Below are 17815 nucleotides of genomic sequence, written 5' to 3'. Positions count from 1 at the left end.
AACCCGTTCAGCCTCACAGGACGCAATGAGGTCAGTTTCAGATATCAGATTACCGGATGGCTCCACGATACTATGACGAAGAAAAAAGCATATAAACCAGGTTCAGCCACCATTGCGCTGAACAAGCGCGCCCGCCATGAATACTTCATTGAAGAGGAGTTTGAGGCTGGGCTTTCACTGCAGGGCTGGGAAGTAAAATCCTTACGTGCCGGTAAAGCCAACATTGGTGACAGCTACGTGATCCTTAAAGATGGCGAAGCCTATCTCTTTGGCGCTAACTTCACGCCGCTGACCGTCGCCTCCAGCCACTATGTCTGTGACCCGACGCGCACGCGCAAACTGCTGCTGAACCAGCGCGAGCTGGATTCACTCTACGGCCGCATCAACCGCGAAGGTTATACCGTGGTTGCGCTCTCCCTCTACTGGAAGAACGCCTGGTGCAAAGTGAAGATCGGCGTGGCGAAAGGTAAGAAACAGCACGACAAACGTACCGATGTGAAAGAGCGCGAATGGCAGCTCGATAAAGCACGCATCATGAAAAACGCGGGCCGCTAAGTGCTCGCCCGCGCTGCCCTCTCACCCCGGGAGAGGGCATCAACTCTTCGCCCTACCGCTCCCGCAGCGCCTCGTTAAGTTTATTCAACGGTTTAATCAGATAATCCATCACCGATTTTTGCCCGGTTTTAATCTCCACGTTGGCGATCATCCCCGGCAGAATAGGAAAACTCTTGCCGCTGCGGTTCTTCAGCTCCGCGCTCTGCGTGCGAACATAAACACGGTAGTAAAACTGATCGCGGCGCACTTCATCCTGCAACGTATCCGGCGAGACTACTTCGACAGTGCCTTTCAAATCGCCATAGATAGAAGAGTCATAGGCCGTTACTTTGACCGTGGCCGGTAAACCGGGGCGAATATAGGCGATATCGCGTGGGTTAATGCGCGTCTCCACCAGCAGCTGATCTTCCAGCGGCACAATCTCCATCAGCTTGCCGCCCGGTTGCACCACCCCGCCCACGGTGTTGATCTGCACATCTTTCACGATCCCACGCACCGGAGAGTTAAGCACCGCGCGATCCAGCTGATCCGCTTTACCCGCCATCACCTGCAACTGCGCATCAAGATCGGCATTGTTTTTCACCTGCTCTTCGCGGGCGCGAACAGCAAACTGGTTACGCGCCTCGTCGATTTTGCCCTTCAGCTCCGTCGCCTGGCGTTGCAGGCGGATCACTTCGACATCGCTCGCCGCCCCTTTCGCCACCAGCGGCTGCGTCATGCGCAGCTCCGACATCACCAGCTGATGCGTTTTTTGCAGATTCGCCACCGTCTCGTTGAGGTTGCGCCGCCGCGACTCATACAGCTGCCGTTCGCGGGCGACCAGATCCGGCTCGCGCATCGACTCGGCGCTAAAACGCAGCGGCTCGCCGGTCAGCTCCGAGCGCAGACGCTCGCTGGAGGCGCGCAGTGCCCGCACCCGCGCCGCTGCCTCACCATAGTTAGACTGAAAACGGGTCGGATCGAGTCGCGCCAGCATCTGCCCACGCTCAACGATATCCCCCTCTTTTACCATCAGGGCGCTGACAATCCCGCCATCAAGGCTTTCAATCACCTGCGCATGGGTCGAGGGGGTTATCTTGCCGGTGCCGACCGTCACTTCATCAAGAATGGCAAAGGTCGCCCAGGCGATAAACACCAGCAGGCCAATCAGCGTCAGCCAGATCACCGACGAGTAGAAGCGCCCCTGCCGCGCCAGCTCATCCTGCATTGAGAGTTGACTCATTTCCCGCTCCTCAGACGATGGACGCCACGTTACTGTTGCGCGCCGCCTGTTTCAGCAGCGTATCGCGCGGCCCATCGGCCACCACTTTGCCGTTCTCCATCACCACAATCCGATCCACTAAGTTGAGCAGCGCCGGGCGATGGGTTACCAGCACCAGCGTGCGCCCGGTGAGCCACTGTTGTAGCTGGCGGATCACCCACGCTTCCAGTTGCTCATCCATCGAGGCCGTTGGTTCATCCAGCAGCACAATTTGCGGATTGCGCACAATCAAACGGCTCAGCAGCACCATCTGCCGCTGCCCGCCGGAAAGCCCGCGTCCGCCCTCATTAATCAGCCGATCGAGGCTGGCGGCATCCTGCTGCACAAGGTTGATCGCCCCGCTGATGCGTAGCGCCTGAATCAACTCCGCCTCGGTAGCATGCGGATGCCCGAGCATCAGGTTCTGGCGCAGCGTGCCGAAAAAGAGGCGCGAATCCTGCGACAGATAACCCACCTGGCGGCGCACATCGGTCGGATCGATATGCGCCATATCAACGCCATCAATAATCACTTTCCCTTTGCTGGCCTGCGCCTGCCCGGCGAGCAGTTTCAGCAGCGTCGATTTCCCGGCGCCGGTTTTGCCGAGGATCGCCACCCGCTCGCCCGGTTTGATCTCCAGTTCATTAATGTTGAGCGCCAGATCGCCCTTCTCTTCGTCATAGCTGTACTGCATCTGCTGCAACTGAAAGTGGCCGGCCAGCACCGGGCAGTGCGCCATCTTCTTGTCTGCCTCTTTATCGAGCGGCTTTTTCAGCAGATCGTTGAGGCCGCTCATCGCCGATTTAGCATGCTGCCAGCGGGAGAAGACCATGGTGAGCTGCATCAGCGGCGCAATAGTACGCGAGGAGAGCAGACTACAGGCCACCAGCGTCCCGGTAGTAATGTCGCCGTCGATCACCAGAAAGCAGCCAAACACCAGCATCCCGGCATAGGTGATCTGCTGCACTGTCGAAGCCCAGCCGCTCAGCCGTGCGCCCCATACGCGCTGCTTCATACCAACATTGGCTCCCACGGCGTGGGTGTTTTCCCACTGCCGCTGGAAGTAGGGCTCCGCCTGTAACGCTTTAATGTCCTCCACCCCTTCGATGGACTCCACCAGCACCGCGTTGCGAATTGCGCTCTCACGCATCCCCGCTTTCGCCAGCTTCGCCATCGGCCACTGCACCAGCAGCCCGGGGATGATAATCAGCGGAATGGCAATCAGCGGGATGATCACCAGCGGGCCGCCGACCAGCGCCATAATGCCGAGAAACAGCAGCACAAACGGGATATCCATCGCCGCACCGACGGTGGTGGAGGTAAGCAGTTCGCGCACCTGATCAAGCTCGCGCAACTGGGAGATAAACGATCCGGTCGATTTGGGCCGCGCATCGTTTTTGATCGCCATCGCGCGAGCGAAAAAGAGCGACGAGACATTGAGGTCGATATGTTTGCCCATAATGTCAGAGACGTGGGTACGCGCGAGACGGATAAAGAACTCCAGCGCCGCCGCCAGCAGGACGCCGAAAAAGAGCACCCACAGCGTCGGCAGAGACTGGGCCGGAATCACCCGGTCATAAACCTGCATCGAGAAAAGAATGCCTGCCAGCGCCAGCACGTTACCCACCACCGAGGCGAGGGCGATCTCCGCCAGCTTGCGTCCGCTGTGGCGAAAGTGCTTCCAGAACCAGTGCGCCTCCCACGGGCGGGTAAAATCATCAATACGCGAATCGCGCCCGCGCGCGGCGATGCCCAGCATCACCACCTCAGGCTTCACGCGGGTGAGCAGCGTTTCCAGCGGCTCTTCGCGCACCAGATCGCCGCCGTTATCGAGCCAGTAGGTTGCCAGCCCGTCGGCATCCAGCGACTCAAGCAGCAGCAGCTCACCGCTCTCCAGTTGCACAATCACCGGCAGGTTTTGCGCATTCCAGCGCATGCGGGCAAGCGGCACACTGCGCACCTGCAACCCCATTAATCCGCTCAGGCGCTCAAGCTTTGCGCTGAGCGGCAGCGCTTCAAACCAGCGCATCTGTTGACGCACCGCGGGCGCATCGGCGGGCAGACCAAAGCGTCCTGCCGCACGCACCATCACATTAATCCAGCTTTCGGTATCCGGCTCTTGCATTACCACTCCTGTGTTGTGCGCTTACAGCGCGGGCAGGTCATCGCCCACGGTACGACTACGTTCAACCCCCAGCATATCGAGCAGGTTGTCTGCCGCAGCGGCATAGCGCACGGCGGCGTCCCACGCGTCATAGCGCGCAGTTATCGACGCGGTATCGGCCTGGAAGACATCCTGTTCAATGCTGAGCAGATCGTTCAGGCTGCGCTTGCTCAGCCGATACTCATCACGGTAGACGCCGCGAGCGCGCCCGGCGCTGTTGGCCTGCGCCTCGCCCGCCTGCTGGCGCAGCTGCGCGCCGGTCAAATCGGCCCACGCCGTGGCCGCCCGCTGGTTAACATCCAGCTTGCTGGCCTCCACCGCCGCCTGCGCATTGGCGCGATCGCCTTGCGCGGCATCGACGCGGGCGCTCACCGCCCCGCCCTGATAGAGCGGCGCATCAACCACCAATTGCACCTGGTCATCCCAGTAGCTGCTTTGATCGTTCTGATAACGGGTGCGCCCCGCCTGCACCGAAAGCGTCGGCCAGTGCTGCGCCTGCGCCTGGCGAATACGCTGCTCGGCCGCCTGCTGTTTTGCCTGCGCGCTACGCACGGTGTTGTTGCGCTCATAGGGCAGCGCATCGAGGGTGATATTTTGTTTGAGGAGATCTTCAGGCAGGTCGGGCAGGTTATCGGCCACCACGCCGGTCAGCACGCTGAGCGCCGCCTGGGCGGAGCGCATCTGCGCCTCATATTGCGCAAGCGAGGCCTTCACCCCGGCGATGCGCGACTGCGCCTGCAGGCCATCGGAGGCCGAGCTTAATCCCGCTTCGGAGCGCAGCGTCGCCATCTCCAGCACGCTCTCCAGCGAGTGGATATTGTTGCGCGCCGCCTCAGCCAGCGCCTGGTAGCGCTTAACCTGCAAATAGGCTTGCAGGGTCTGCATCCCTACCTCATTGAGCGTGCTGTAGAGATCGTAGCGCCAGGCATCAGAGAGATTGTGCTGCTCATCGATGCTGCCGCCGGTTTTGCCAAAATCGTAGAGCAACTGGCGTAAGGTGACGCCGCCGGAACCGTTGTTATTTAACGCGCCGGAGGAGTCGGTGCGGTGCGAGCGCCCAAGGTTGCCCTGCAAAGAGAGCTGCGGGAACCAGGCGCTCTCCGCTTCGGTTAAATTGGCTTTGCCCACGCGGATCTGTGCGGCCGCCTGGGCGATTTTTGGATTACGGGCAAAGGCGCGCAAAATCGCGTCTTTGATCGTAAGCTGTGCCGCGCGCTGTTCGCTCGGCGCCCTCTGCCAGCGAAAATCCTGCTCTTCGCCGGGTGCTGCTAATAAACTCGTAACGGGCATAACTAACAACAACAACCCTACCGCTCTTTTCATTCATCCACCCCTGATGTGCCCGTGTGACCTCTTCCTTAATACGCCTCATCCCTGAGGCGGCAGAACGTCAGACCATATTGACGTGCAGGCCATGCTGGATCAGCACATCGCTGAGGGTATTGGCCTGCGAACTGTTGTGATAAACGTCGAACTGAATGCCATCCACATCGCGCTGCCCGCTGATAGCCCAGGTATCGCTGACGCCATGCTTGAGGTTAATCTCATCCCCGATGCTACCTTTGATCAGCAGATCATCTTCCGGTTTGTCGGTGATGCTCAGCGCCTCGTTAACATCCAGCGTGACGCTGTTGCTGCCCGATTTACCGAGATCGATAACCTCGATATTGCTGACTTTGCTCCCCAGTTCGATCAGGTTCAGCAGCAGGTTGGCACCGTCAAGCACCAGCGTATCGATCCCCGCGCCGCCATCGATCTGCACAAAGCCGAGGGAAGAGAGGTGAATGGTGTCGTTGCCGCTGCTCCCCTCCACACTTTCGCCGCTCTCACTGGTGCCATCGGCAAGATCGATACTCAGCCCGCCAATGGTGTAGACCTCGTCGCTTGCCGTAGCGGCAGCCGCCGTCTCTGTCTCTGGCTGGCGCGCCGTTTCCACCGTGGCCGTATGCTGCGTATTCAGGCTGTCACTGCTGGTAGAATCCGACTCTTCAGCCGCACTCGCTGCCAACAGCGAGAAGGTATTGGCTTCCGCCATCAGCGATGCACTGGTGCCCGCTGGTGGTGTGGTGGTCGGGTTGCTGCCGTTAAGGCCGACGTTGAGGTAGGCCAGGTTACCCGCCATATCCGCGGTGTAGAGGTTCACCACCGTATTGAGCGAGAGGATTTTCGCCAGATCGAGGCCGACATCAAGCTGCGTCGACCACTTGCCGTCCGCGCCAACAATCGCCGTCGCCATGGCGAGGTTGAGTAAATTAACGTGAACAATCGCCCCTTGATTGAGATTAGTTGACGCACCGCTGATCGTCAGTTTTGCCGACCCTACCAACCCTAGCAGGACGTTGCCGAGGACACTGGTCAGGTTGGTAATCGGGTTAGTGCTGAGCGTCGGCTGAGTCAGTTTCACCTGCACATCGGCTTCCGTCGCGGTGGTGTTGCCCACCCGGTCGGTGACCGAAATGCCCACTTTTGTCGCGCCGCTGCTCAGCCCCTGCAACAGGGTTTTGTTTACCGTCGCCGTCCAGTTGCCGTTCGCATCGACGGTGGCGTTGATTGCCGTACCGCCAACGGTCACCACCACTTTCGAGCCGCTGACCACCCCGCCAATTTTGCCGCCAATGACCTGGCCGTTCGCCGCTTCACTGATGTTCAGATAGCCATCGTTACCGAAGAGCGAGGAGAGAGAGATCGTCGGCAGATTATGGGTAATCACATCCAGCGGGCTGGTGATGTTCGCCACTTTGCCAGCGGCGTTAGTCACCGCAACGCTCACCGCCTGGGTGCCGTCCGCCAGTGCGCTGAGATCGACCTTCGGTACCGTTACGCTCCAGCTGCCGTTCGATGCCACGGTGGTGAGGTAGTTTTTACCGCCAACCGTGACCGTCAGCTGCGAACCAACAGCGTTCTGGCTGGTGCCGGAGATCACCTGCGCGGTGGTGATGTCCGCAAGGCTCAGGGCGCCATCACCAAACAGCGAGGTGATCGCCACCGTCGGCAGGGCCTGGATCGCCACGCTGGCGCTCTGCACCACATTGGCGATATTGCCCGCCGCATCCGTCGCGCTGGCAGAGACCTGCAGCGCGTTGTTGCCATCCTGCAGGTTTTGCAGTGACACCGCCGGGATCGCCAGCTGCCACTGGCCATTGGCACCGACGGTGGTGGTGTAGGAGAGCAGCCCGACTTTAACGGTGATCTGCGTGCCCGCTGCCAGGTTGCTGCTGGTACCGGAGAGGATCGGATTGGAGAGAAGATCGTTAAGATCCAGCGTGCCGTTGCCAAACAGCGTGTTGATACCGATTGAAGGCACCGCCTGCACAATGGCGTTCACCAGCTGGCTGCCGGTCGCGGTGTTACCCACCGCATCGGTTACCGTTGCCGTCACGCTCAGGGTGCCATCGGCGATTGAAGCCAGCGCACCGGCAGAGAGTGCCAGCGACCAGCGCCCGTCGGTGACCGGCACCTGATACGTTGTGCCGCCGACATTCACCGTCACCTGCCCGGAACTCAGGCCGGTAACGGTGCCGGAGATAGTCTGCGCCGCCAGCGCTTCACTCTGGTTGAGGAAACCATCGTTGCCAAACAGTGAGGTGATCGCCACCGTCGGCACATTTTTCACGCCAATAATCACCTGGCTACCGGCCGTGGTGGAACTGTTACCATCCGGCGTGAGCAGAGTAATTGAAGGTGTAAAGGTGCCATCCGCCAGCCCGGCCAGATCCGTCGGCGTCAGGGCAATAGAGAAGGTTCCGTTGGCATTCACAACGCCATTAAAGACCTTCGCGCCAATCGCCACCTGCACGGTGCTGCCGACCGGCACACTGCTGGCGACCCCGCTAATGGTCTGGTTGACCAGCGAATCGGCCACGTTCAGCAACCCATCACCAAACAGCGTCACGCTGTTGAGTACCGGCGCCACCAGATTGACCTTCAGGCCCGCACTCTGCGACGCCTGGTTGCCATATTGATCGGTAGCGGTAATGGTGACGGTTTGCGTACCGCTGCCCAGCCCTTGCAGCGCGGCTTTCACCGCATCCGGCAGGTTCACCGACCAGCGTCCGCTATTATCGACATTGGTGGTGAAGGCGGTGGCATCACCAATTTTGATGGTCAGTTCGCGTCCGGCAAGGTTAGTCGCCGTGCCGCTCAGCAGGCCACTGGCGAGTTCAGGAATGCTCAGCACGCCATCGCCAAACAGCGGATCGAGAGAGATAGCGGGCAGGTTATGGCTGACGACGTTAAAGCTGGCATCGCTCTTGATGACGTTGCCGAACTTATCAGTCACCGTCACGTTGGCGGTCGCCGTGCCGTCCGGAAGTGTGCTCAGCAGTTCAGCGGGAAGCGCGGCGCTCCAGTTACCCAGCGCATCCACGGTAGCATTAATCGCCCGGCCACCGAAGTTCACCACTACGCTTGTGACATTGGCGGCATTGCTCACCGTGCCGGAAAGGGTCTGCGCCACTGTGCTTTCGACAAGGTTAATCACGTTATCGCCCGCGATCACCACATCGTTAACTACCGGCAGATCGGTCAGCGCCAGCCCGACATCCACGGTTTCATACCGGGTATTGCCATTGGCATCGACGACACTAACTTGCAGTTGCAGGGTATCGGTAATCAGCCCCTGCCAGAGAGAAGGCGGCAGAGAGAAGCTGTAGGATCCATCCGGCGCTACCGCCAGGTCGTTAATGGTGAAGTCGGTACCAATCACCGTCAGCGAGACTTTCGCGCCGCGATAATCGCCACTCACCTTACCGGTGAGCAGCTGTGTGACCAGCGATTCCGCAACGTTAAGGATCCCGTCATTGAACACCTGGTCGATGGCCACGCCGAGGCCTTTGTTCAGCGCAACGTTGAGGGAGAGGTTGTTGCTGGAGGTGTTGCCCGCCGCATCCGTTGAGGAGATGGTCACTACCTGCGGCCCGTCGGTCAGGGTAGTGAGATCGAGCTGCGGGAAGGTGTGGCTCCAGTTGCCCTGCTGATCGACCGTGCCGGTCCAGCTTAATGGCCCAAGCTGAATCGTCACGCTGTTGCCCGGCTCGCCCTGCCCCTGCACCACCACGCCGGAGACGGCGTTAACGCTGTTCAGCACCGCCGGAACGCCGAGCGCATCCACCGCCAGCAGCGGCGAAGAGGCATCAACGGTGAAGTTCTGCGAAACGTCCTTCGCGTTGCCCGCCGCATCGCTCAGGGTGGCGGTAATGGTGTAGCTGCCATCTTCCAGCGCCGCCATATCTGATGGCGGCACGTCGACCGACCATGCGCCGTTAGCCACCAGCGCGGTGTAGGTTTTGCCATTCAGCGTAACGGTGACCTGGCTGCCGTTGGCATCTGAGGTGCCGCTGATGGTCTGCGCCACCGCTTTTTCGCTGCTGTTGATCACGTCATTGCTGGTGAATTGGGCGATCGCCAGCGTCGGCGCGATGGTATCAACGACTACCGCCTGTGAGGCCGACACGCCGGGTTGGCTATCGCTCTGCACCGTCAGGGTGTAGTTGCCGTCCGGCAGAGAGGCGCGCGGCACATCCAGCGTCCAGCTGCCGTCGGCGTTGACCGTCGCCGTGCCGAGCGTCGTTTGCCCATTCAGGATGGTCACGGTAGTGCCGTTGAGGTTAAAGGCGCGCCCGGAGAGTTGCAGCGTACCGCTGCTGAATTCGTTGGCGTTGACGTAGTTGTCGCCAGCGACCAGATCCATATTCACTGAGTAGGTTGGTGGCGTGAGATTAATACTTAGCGTGCCGCCGTTATTCGCCGTGCCGACGTTGCCCGCTTTATCAATCCCCTCAACGGTAATGGCCCCGGCCTGAAGCTGCGCCAGATCGCCTGGCGTTAATACCAGCTCCCAGCTGCCGTCTGCCTGCACGGTCGTTTCAAAGACATTTCCGCCCGCAAAGGTGACGCGCACCGTATCGCCGGTGGCTAAGCCGGTTGAGGTGCCGCCGATCGCCTGGCTGGTCTGGCTTTCAGCAAAGTCGAGCAGGTTATCGCCCGCAAACGGCGCGGTTACGCTGACCGTCGGCGGATCGAGCAGCAGCGTAGTGGTGATGCTGGCAGTTCCGACGTTTTGCGCGCCATCCGTCACGCTGACGGTGACGCTCTGCTGACCGCGCGCGGTAATGCTGCTCCAGTCGTTAGCATCCATCGCCAGCGTCCACTGGTTGCCGTTCACCGTAGCGTTAAAGGTTTGATCGCCGATGGTCACTTTGACCTGCGCGTTAGCAGGGTATGAGGTGGAGAAGGTGCCGCTCAGCGTGGTACCCGCAGCCGCTTCAGCCGCGCTGACATAGCCATCAGCAAAGACCGGCGCGGTGATGGTCACCGACGGCGGCGTCAGCGCCACCTGGTAATCAACGGTGCTGGTGTTGCTGTTGCCATACTGATCTTCGGCGTAGATCGCGATCTGATGCGCGCCCGGCGCGAGGGATTGCAGCGTACCGGCCGGGAGCACCACAGACCAGTTACCGCTGGCATCGACGTTGGCGGTATAGGTAACGCCATCAACGTCGATCTTCACCGTCACATACTGGTTCGGCCCGGTAGCGCCGGTGAGACCCGTTAGCGTCACCTCACTTGCCGCTTCGCTAATATTGACAATGCCATCGCCGAACGGATTAGTGACCGTCGGCGCAGGCACCGTGGTGTGCACCGCCACGTCCGGGGTTTGCTGCGCATCGGTGGTGGCAGTGTTGCCCGCGCGATCGCGCACCGTGACGCTAAACGCCAGCGAGTCGTTATCACTCAGCGCCGCTAAATCGAGCTGCGGAACCGTTACCGTCCAGTCGCCATTCTCATTGACCGTGCCCGTGTAGGTTTTCGTGCCCAGCACCACCGACACGGTTTGCCCGGTGCCAGTCACCCCGGTGTTACCGGTGATCAGCTGATCGCTCTTGGTTTCAGCGCTATTAATGGTGAAATCACCGAACGGCGTCACATAGTTGGCCTGCGGCAGCGCATTGATAATCGCTTCAAAGCTGCCCTGCCCGGTCGCCTGGTTATCTGCCGTATCGGTCACCGTGACGGTGACAGGCAGCACGCCATCCGGCAGCGCCTGCAACGTGGCGCTGTCGACATTCAGAGTCCAGGTGCCGTCCGCATTTACCGTCGCCGCCAGCGGCGTACCGTTGTTGATGCTGACGGTGACCGAGGCCACGCGCAACGGATCGAGGTTAAGCTGCCCACTCAGGGTTTGTGAACCCGCGGCCTCGGTGGCGCTGAGAATGCCGTCGGTAAAGAGCGGTGCCAGTTGCGGCTCAGGCAGCGGATCGGTGCGGATCTCAACGCTTACCGGATCAGAAACCGCCGTGTTACCCGCGCGATCGGTGACTGAGATCTGCACATTGTGCGTCCCGTCGGTGATGGCAATCAGCTGCTCCGGTGTCAGGGAGACGAGCCAGTTACCGTTGTTATCGACGGCGCCGGTAAACTCCTCAGCGTTATCAAGGATGATGCTTACTGACTGCCCTGGGCCGACCTGGCCGGTGGAACCAGTCAGTTGCACACCGGCGTTGGCTTCCGCCTGGCCGAGAATATTGTCATCACCAAACAGCGGTTCGGTAATAGTGGCCGTTGGCCGTGTCAGCACCACATCAAGGTTGCCGTTGACCGTCGCCGGGTTCCCAAACGCATCCACCCCGGTGACCGCCACGGTGTACTGACCGCTGGTGTCCAGCGAACCCTGCGGGATCACCGCCGACCAGGCACCATCATTGACCTCACCGATATACTCTTTGCCATTGATGGTCACCACAACCGGCGTGCCGTTGGCAAGACCGCTGGCACTGCCGCTGAGCGTGCTCTCGCTGGCGGCTTCACTGATGCTGACAATGTTATTGCCGAACATAGGATCGAGTGCCAACGTCGGGCCATCGACGGTTTTAACGTTTATGTCGACAATACGCGGGTTGCTATTGCCTGCGGCATCGGTGGTGACGAAGGTGATTTGTGACGGGCCCTGCGGCAACGCCTGCAAACTCCCCGCCGGGATCACCATGCTCCATGCGCCCTGCTCATTGACCAGCGCCGAGAGCGTAGTGCCGTTAAGGGTAAGCGTCACCGTCTCGCCAGGGGTACCGGTGCCGCGAACCGTCTGATCGACTGCCGCGTCGGCGATGTTGATATTGCCATCGCTGAGGAACGAATTCGCGACATCCACCGCCAGCGTCGGCGCACTGAGATCGACCGTCACACTGCTGCTGGCGCTCGCCGGGTTCAGCGCGGCATCGACCGCCGACGCCGAGACGACATATGGCGTGCCGTTTGCCGTCTCCTGCAGCGCCTGCATATCGGCCTGCGGCACGGTAATGGTCCAGTTACCGCTGCTGTTAACGCTGCCGGTATAGGTTTTATCGTTAAACAGAACGGTGATTACCGTCCCTGTTGCCAGCGAGGTTGACGACCCGCTGATGTTAAGCGGCTGACCATGCTCGAGGGCGTTAATCACCTCATCTTGCGCCACCGGATTAAGGGTAATGGTCGGCTGCGAGGCTGGCTGTGCGGCGAAAGTGACGTTATGGCTGGAGATGGTGCTGTTGCCCGCCACATCGTTCACCGTAACCGAGATAGCCTGACGGCCATCCGGCACCTGCGCCAGGTCACCTGACGGTACCGTTACCGACCAGCGACCGTCGCCGTTAATCGTCGCCGGATAATTTTTGCCGTTTAAGGTTACCGTCAGCGTCTGGCCTGCTTCGACATTCTGTGACGTGCCGGAGATGGTTACCCCGCTCTGCCCGTTCGCTTCCGCGCGGTTGATAAAATCATCCCCGGCGACTTTATCGATCTGCACCTGTGGCGCATTGGCGGGAGAGGCGTCTAGCGTAAAGGTGTCGGTTTGCGTGCTGCTGTTACCCGCGGCATCGGTAACGGTAACGCGCACCGCGACCGGACCATCCGGCACGCCTGTCAGCGCACCGGCAGGAAGCACCACGCTCCAGGTGCCGTCCGGCTGGATAATGGCGTCATAGTTCTGCCCGTTGACCAGCACGATAACGGTTTGCGCCGACTGCGCATCATAGACGCCGGTACCTGTGATGGTGACCGCGCCAGCGGCTTCTGCGCTGTTAATAATGTTATCGGTGGTGACGTCGTCGATAGTGAAAGTTGGCAATACCGTATCGACAGTCATCGGCGCACTGCTGCTGACGGTGTTACCCGCCGCATCGGTGGCGGTTACCGTCACGGTATGGCTGCCCTGGGTGAGAGCACCGAGTTGCGCAGGCGTTAGCGGCAGCGTCCAGTTGCCGTTCGCATCCACCAGGGCAGTAAGCGGCGCGCCGTTATCAATACTAATGGTCACGCTCTGGCCTGCGCCAGCGATGCCGGTATTGCCCGCCAGATTGCCGCCCGCGGCCGCTTCCTGGGCATTAACCACGCCATCGCCGAACGGCGCATTCACCACCGGCTGCGGCAGCACGTGGGTGATCAGGGTAAACGGCAGTTCGTTCGAGACAACCGCGTTGTTCTCATCCACTCCGGTAACCGTCAGCGTAACGGTGCCATCGGCAATCGCGGCGGCATCCGCATTCGGCACCGTCAGCTGCCAGGAGCCTCCCGCCGTTACGGTGGCGGTGTACTGCACGCCGTTCAGGGTTACGGTAATGGTGTTCCCTTCCGGGATACGCACCGAGGTGCCGCTGATGGTCAGGCCATCAGCAATGTCGGCGGCGCTGACGCGGTTATCGCCATCGACCGGGTTAATAGCAATCGCGCTGGCGGTGGTATCGACGGTGAAGGTGCTGGAGACGGGCTGTGACGCGTTGCCCGCGCTGTCCGTCACCGTCACTGAAATGGGGTAGGTGCCGTTGGTCAGGCTGTTGATGACCGAAGGGGCAACCGGGATGGTCCAGAAACCATCCCCGCCAACCACGCCGGTCAGGGTTTGCCCGTTCAGCGTGACGGCGACCGTGGCACCTGGCTCGGCCGGTACGGTGCGCCCGCTCAGGCTAAAGCCAGCGTTCTGCTCAGCCAAATCAATAATGTTGTCGCGGGCAACCGGATCCATCACCACGTTAGGGGCGGTGGTATCGACACTGACCGTGCGGATCGCGGTGGTGACGTTGCCAGCATTGTCAGTTGCGGTAACGATCCACGAAGTTGCACCGTTCGCCAGACCGCCCAGCGCAGCGTTATCAAGATTGACGCTCCAGCTACCATTGGTAATGGTTGCCGGGTAGCTTTTGCCGTTAAGGGTGATAACCACCGAAGCCGCATCGCCAGAGGTGGTGCCGGAGAGCGTTACGCCATTGGCGATATTGTTGCCGTTGAGCACATCGGTGCCGTTAATCGGCGTTACGCTTAAGCTCGGCGGGGTTTTATCGACCGTGAAATTGACGATGCTGCTGGCGCTGTTGCCCGCCACGTCGGTGGCGACCACCGACAGGCTGCCCGGCCCCTCAGCTAAAAGATCCATCGCACCCTGCGGCAGAGTGATTGACCAGCTGCCATCGAGGTTCACCATGCCGCTGAAGCGCTGACCATTGAGGGTTGCGACCACCGTCTGACCGGCGCCGCTAATATTGGTACTCCCGGTCAGCGTCTGGCTCTGGGCCGCTTCCGCGATATTCACCACGTTATCGACAAACGCCGGATCGACCGTGACGTTCGGCAGGGTATTGATCGCCACCGTGAAGTCATGGCTATCAATCAGCGTGCCGCCGCTGGTGGAGACCGTTGCCGTCACGGTCTGGGTGCCATCCGCCAGCGCCTGCAATGCCGCCGGATCGACCGCCGTTTGCCAGCTACCATCAGTCTGGATCGTTGCCGCATAGTTCACACCGTTCAGCGTGACGGTAACGACCGTGCCCGCAGGCAGCCCTGCGCTGTTACCCCGGATGGTTAAGCCATCAGCCGCTTCACTGGCGTTGAGGTAGTCATCGCTGGCGATAATATTGATCGCCACCGCATCGCTGGTGGTATCGACACTGAAGGGCGACTCAATGGTACTGCTCTGCCCGAAACCGTCCGTCACGCTGACGGTCAGAGTTTGCCCGCCATCGCCCAGCTTTTGCAGTTCAACGGCCGGGAGCGTCACCTGCCAGTTACCCTGAATATCCGTAACCCCTTCATAGCGCACGCCGTTCAGGATCACGGTAACCACACTTCCCTCCTCCGCATTGGAGGTGCCGCGCAGGATCTGGTCGACTTTGATTTCAGCCGCATCAAGGGAGTTGCCGTCCGTCAGCGCCTGCACGCCGATTTCCACGCCGCCGGTTTTTACCGCGAGCGGCTGCGTAACAGTGGTGCTGTTGCCAGCAGCATCGGTCAGCGTAACGGTCAATGGGTAGCTACCGGTTTGCAGTGCGCTCAGATCGGCGGCAGGCAAAGGAAGCTGCCAGTTACCGTCGCTGCCCACGACCGTGGTGTAGGTTTTGCCATTCAGAGTGATAACGACGGTCTGCCCCTGCTCGCTGACGCCGCTAACGCCGCTTAAAATCTGCTCCTGGCCCAGCTCTGCGCCATTCAGTTTGCCGTCGTTGGTCAGCGGCAGCAGGCTCAGCGCCGGGAACTGGGTATCGACAATGGCCGTCTCGGTGAGCGGCGTCGTATTTCCGGCCGCATCGCTGGCGTTAACCGTCACAGTGACCAGGCCATCCGGGATGGTTTGTAGATCGCCGGCTGAAATAGTCACTTTCCAGGTGCCGTCGTTATCGACCGTTGCCTGGTAGGTTTTGCCCGCCACCTGCACGGTGACGCGCTGCCCGATGCTGGTCACGCCGGTGTTGCCGCTCAGCACCTGATCGATGCCTTTCTCTGCCGCATTGAGATAACCGTCGCCAAACGGCGCATCCATTACCGGGTCAGGCAGGCGGTGAACCTGCACATTCAGCGTGCGCGAGTCTTGTGCGCTTTCGTCATTCAGCACCACCGTGGCGGTGATGACATTTGCCCCATCTTCAAGGCGCAGCAAATCTTCCGACGGGATGGTGACGCTCCAGCGCCCGGAGGCATCAATGCTGGTCACCGTGTAGTTGATACCGTTGACGGTGACATAAATCGTCACGCCTTCACCAAAGACGGTGGTAACGCCACGCACCTCAAGCGGGTTTTCCGCTTCGCTGGCGTTGAGATAGTCGTCGGTAGAGAGAATAGCGATGGCGACACCGGTGAGAGTGGTGTCGACGTTAATCGGAACCGATCTGACGATCGCATTACCATCCGCATCGTTAACGCTGACGGTCAGTGCGCTGTCACCCTGCGGCAATAAACCAAGATCGCCCGAAGGTATTGAGGTTTTCCAACTGCCGTCCCCCATCACTTCGGCATAGTAAGATTTGCCGTTGAGAGTAATGGTCACCAGCTGGCCCGGCGGGATGTTGTAGGTCTGGCCGGAGAGCACCTGCGTGATAAGGATTTCGGCGCTGTTAATGATGTTATCGGTGGCAACCGGATTGATGGTGATATCCGGGGTGTTGAAGTTAGTGCTGAAGGCGCGCGTCTCTTCGGAGACGTTACCGGCAATATCCACCGCACGGTACAGAAGGGTATAACTCTGTCTGTCTTCCAGCAGTGCCATGTCTGCCGCGGGAATAACCAGCTCCCACTGCCCTTCAGCGTTGGCAATCGCCGTGTAGGTGCGATCGTTGAGGGTGACAAAAATGGTGCTGCCAGCATCCTCTGCACCGACATAGCCGCGGACGATTTTATCCGCAACGTGCTGATCCTGATCGAGGATATCGCCCGGTGTGAAGGGAGTAAGCTCAAGCACCGGCGGCGTGGTACTGATCATGATTTCTGAATCTGCCGTGGCAACCGCACCCGAGAATGAGAACAGAGCAAATCTCAGAACATGGAAGCCCTGCCCAAAGGCGCTGATATCTTCAGGCATGAGTAAGACGTTCCAGCTGCCATCCTCTTCAACTGTGGTGGTCCAGGTCTGACCATTGGCGCTGATAGTGACGGTACTGCCTGCATTCACCGCTTCCGTTACACCACTGAGCAGCTGTGGTTCGCCAGATTCGGCGAGGTTAATGATGTTATCGGAGGCAATGGCGTTGATCCTGAGGGTTGGGGTAACAGGCGTTTCACCGCCGCCATTGTCTCCACCGCCGTTATTGCCTCCGCCGGTGTCGCCACCGCCACTGCCGTTATCGCCGCCGCCATTGTTGTTATTGCTACCGCCACCGCTACTGCTCGCTGCAGCCGCCACGCCCACAGCAGCGCCAACCGCCGCCACACCGCCTAGCACCGCGAGGGCCGACAGACCGCTGGTGCCCACCAGCGATCCCAGCGCTACATCGCTGAATGCCGGAACAATGGTCTCCGCAGTGGCCGGTCCCGCGGCTGCCGCATAGGGGAAGGCGGCCTGGTGTGTGCCGAGTTCATCCTCAAACACCATCTCGCTGTGCAGGCCCTCGCCATCCACGGTAAAGAAGCTGTTGTAACGCACCGTGGAGCCATCTTTCATATGGACGATCAGGTCGTTCCCTTCACGCTCGAAGAAATTCACCGACTCCTGCGACGCATTAACGCGCACAATACTCGTGTCAGTTAAATTCACTACCCTGTCGCTGCCTTTGGCATATTGCGCAACAACATCGCCAGTTTTTTGGTTTATTACATCGACGGAACCAGGAAGACTATTTTGCGGGGCCATATTTTCACCTCGGATGCGAAAGCAATATTAGAGCGCCTGCGGGCATCTGTTTTTGCGCAGGATTACGGTTTACCAGTCACCAGGATTGACAAGAAGCGGATGGGGGACATACGAGATGAAAAATATCTAAGTCGTTGTTTTTCATTTATTATGTTAATCCATCATCATTTAATAAATTTTTACATTAAGAAAGATATAAACAACAAATTGTAATTAGGCAAAGTTTTAAATCACAAATTGATAACATTTCAGTGGGATACAGAATATATTT

General features: G+C 59.7%; 5 protein-coding genes. 1 reads left to right on the top strand and 4 read right to left on the bottom strand.

What is annotated here, in order from left to right:
* The first annotated feature begins 72 nt into the window (after nt 1–72).
* Nucleotides 73–555, top strand: coding sequence for an SsrA-binding protein SmpB (gene smpB, locus EH164_RS05185; RefSeq protein ID WP_023480573.1), 483 nt, complete (start codon nt 73–75; stop codon nt 553–555).
* 52 nt (nt 556–607) lie between these two features.
* On the opposite strand, the gene EH164_RS05180 is transcribed toward smpB, so the two are convergent.
* From EH164_RS05180 to EH164_RS05165, 4 genes are all read right to left on the bottom strand, one after another.
* Nucleotides 608–1777, bottom strand: coding sequence for an HlyD family efflux transporter periplasmic adaptor subunit (locus EH164_RS05180; protein WP_124967526.1), 1170 nt, complete (start codon nt 1775–1777; stop codon nt 608–610).
* A gap of 10 nt (nt 1778–1787) precedes the next feature.
* Nucleotides 1788–3920, bottom strand: a complete 2133-nt coding sequence (locus EH164_RS05175; RefSeq protein WP_124967525.1) for a type I secretion system permease/ATPase — start codon at nt 3918–3920, stop codon at nt 1788–1790.
* Between the two features lie 21 nt (nt 3921–3941).
* Nucleotides 3942–5249 carry a TolC family outer membrane protein gene (locus tag EH164_RS05170; protein WP_241175035.1) on the bottom strand — a complete coding sequence of 436 codons (1308 nt, stop codon included), beginning with the start codon at nt 5247–5249 and terminating at the stop codon, nt 3942–3944.
* 100 nt (nt 5250–5349) lie between these two features.
* Nucleotides 5350–17544 carry an Ig-like domain-containing protein gene (locus tag EH164_RS05165; protein ID WP_124967523.1) on the bottom strand — a complete coding sequence of 4065 codons (12195 nt, stop codon included), beginning with the start codon at nt 17542–17544 and terminating at the stop codon, nt 5350–5352.
* Between the last annotated feature and the right edge of the window lie 271 nt (nt 17545–17815).

It is taken from the genome of Kosakonia sp. CCTCC M2018092 (assembly GCF_003864115.1).
Lineage (GTDB): Bacteria > Pseudomonadota > Gammaproteobacteria > Enterobacterales > Enterobacteriaceae > Kosakonia > Kosakonia cowanii.
Note: the sequence above shows the minus strand (reverse complement) of the source record. Positions and strands in the feature narration are given on the sequence as shown.

Coding starts and splice junctions, on each gene's coding strand:
- EH164_RS05170 (WP_241175035.1), bottom strand. CDS start 5,249: ATGCCCGTTACGAGTTTATTAGCAGCACCCGGCGAAGAGCAGGATTTT.
- smpB (WP_023480573.1), top strand. CDS start 73: ATGACGAAGAAAAAAGCATATAAACCAGGTTCAGCCACCATTGCGCTG.
- EH164_RS05175 (WP_124967525.1), bottom strand. CDS start 3,920: ATGCAAGAGCCGGATACCGAAAGCTGGATTAATGTGATGGTGCGTGCG.
- EH164_RS05180 (WP_124967526.1), bottom strand. CDS start 1,777: ATGAGTCAACTCTCAATGCAGGATGAGCTGGCGCGGCAGGGGCGCTTC.
- EH164_RS05165 (WP_124967523.1), bottom strand. CDS start 17,544: ATGGCCCCGCAAAATAGTCTTCCTGGTTCCGTCGATGTAATAAACCAA.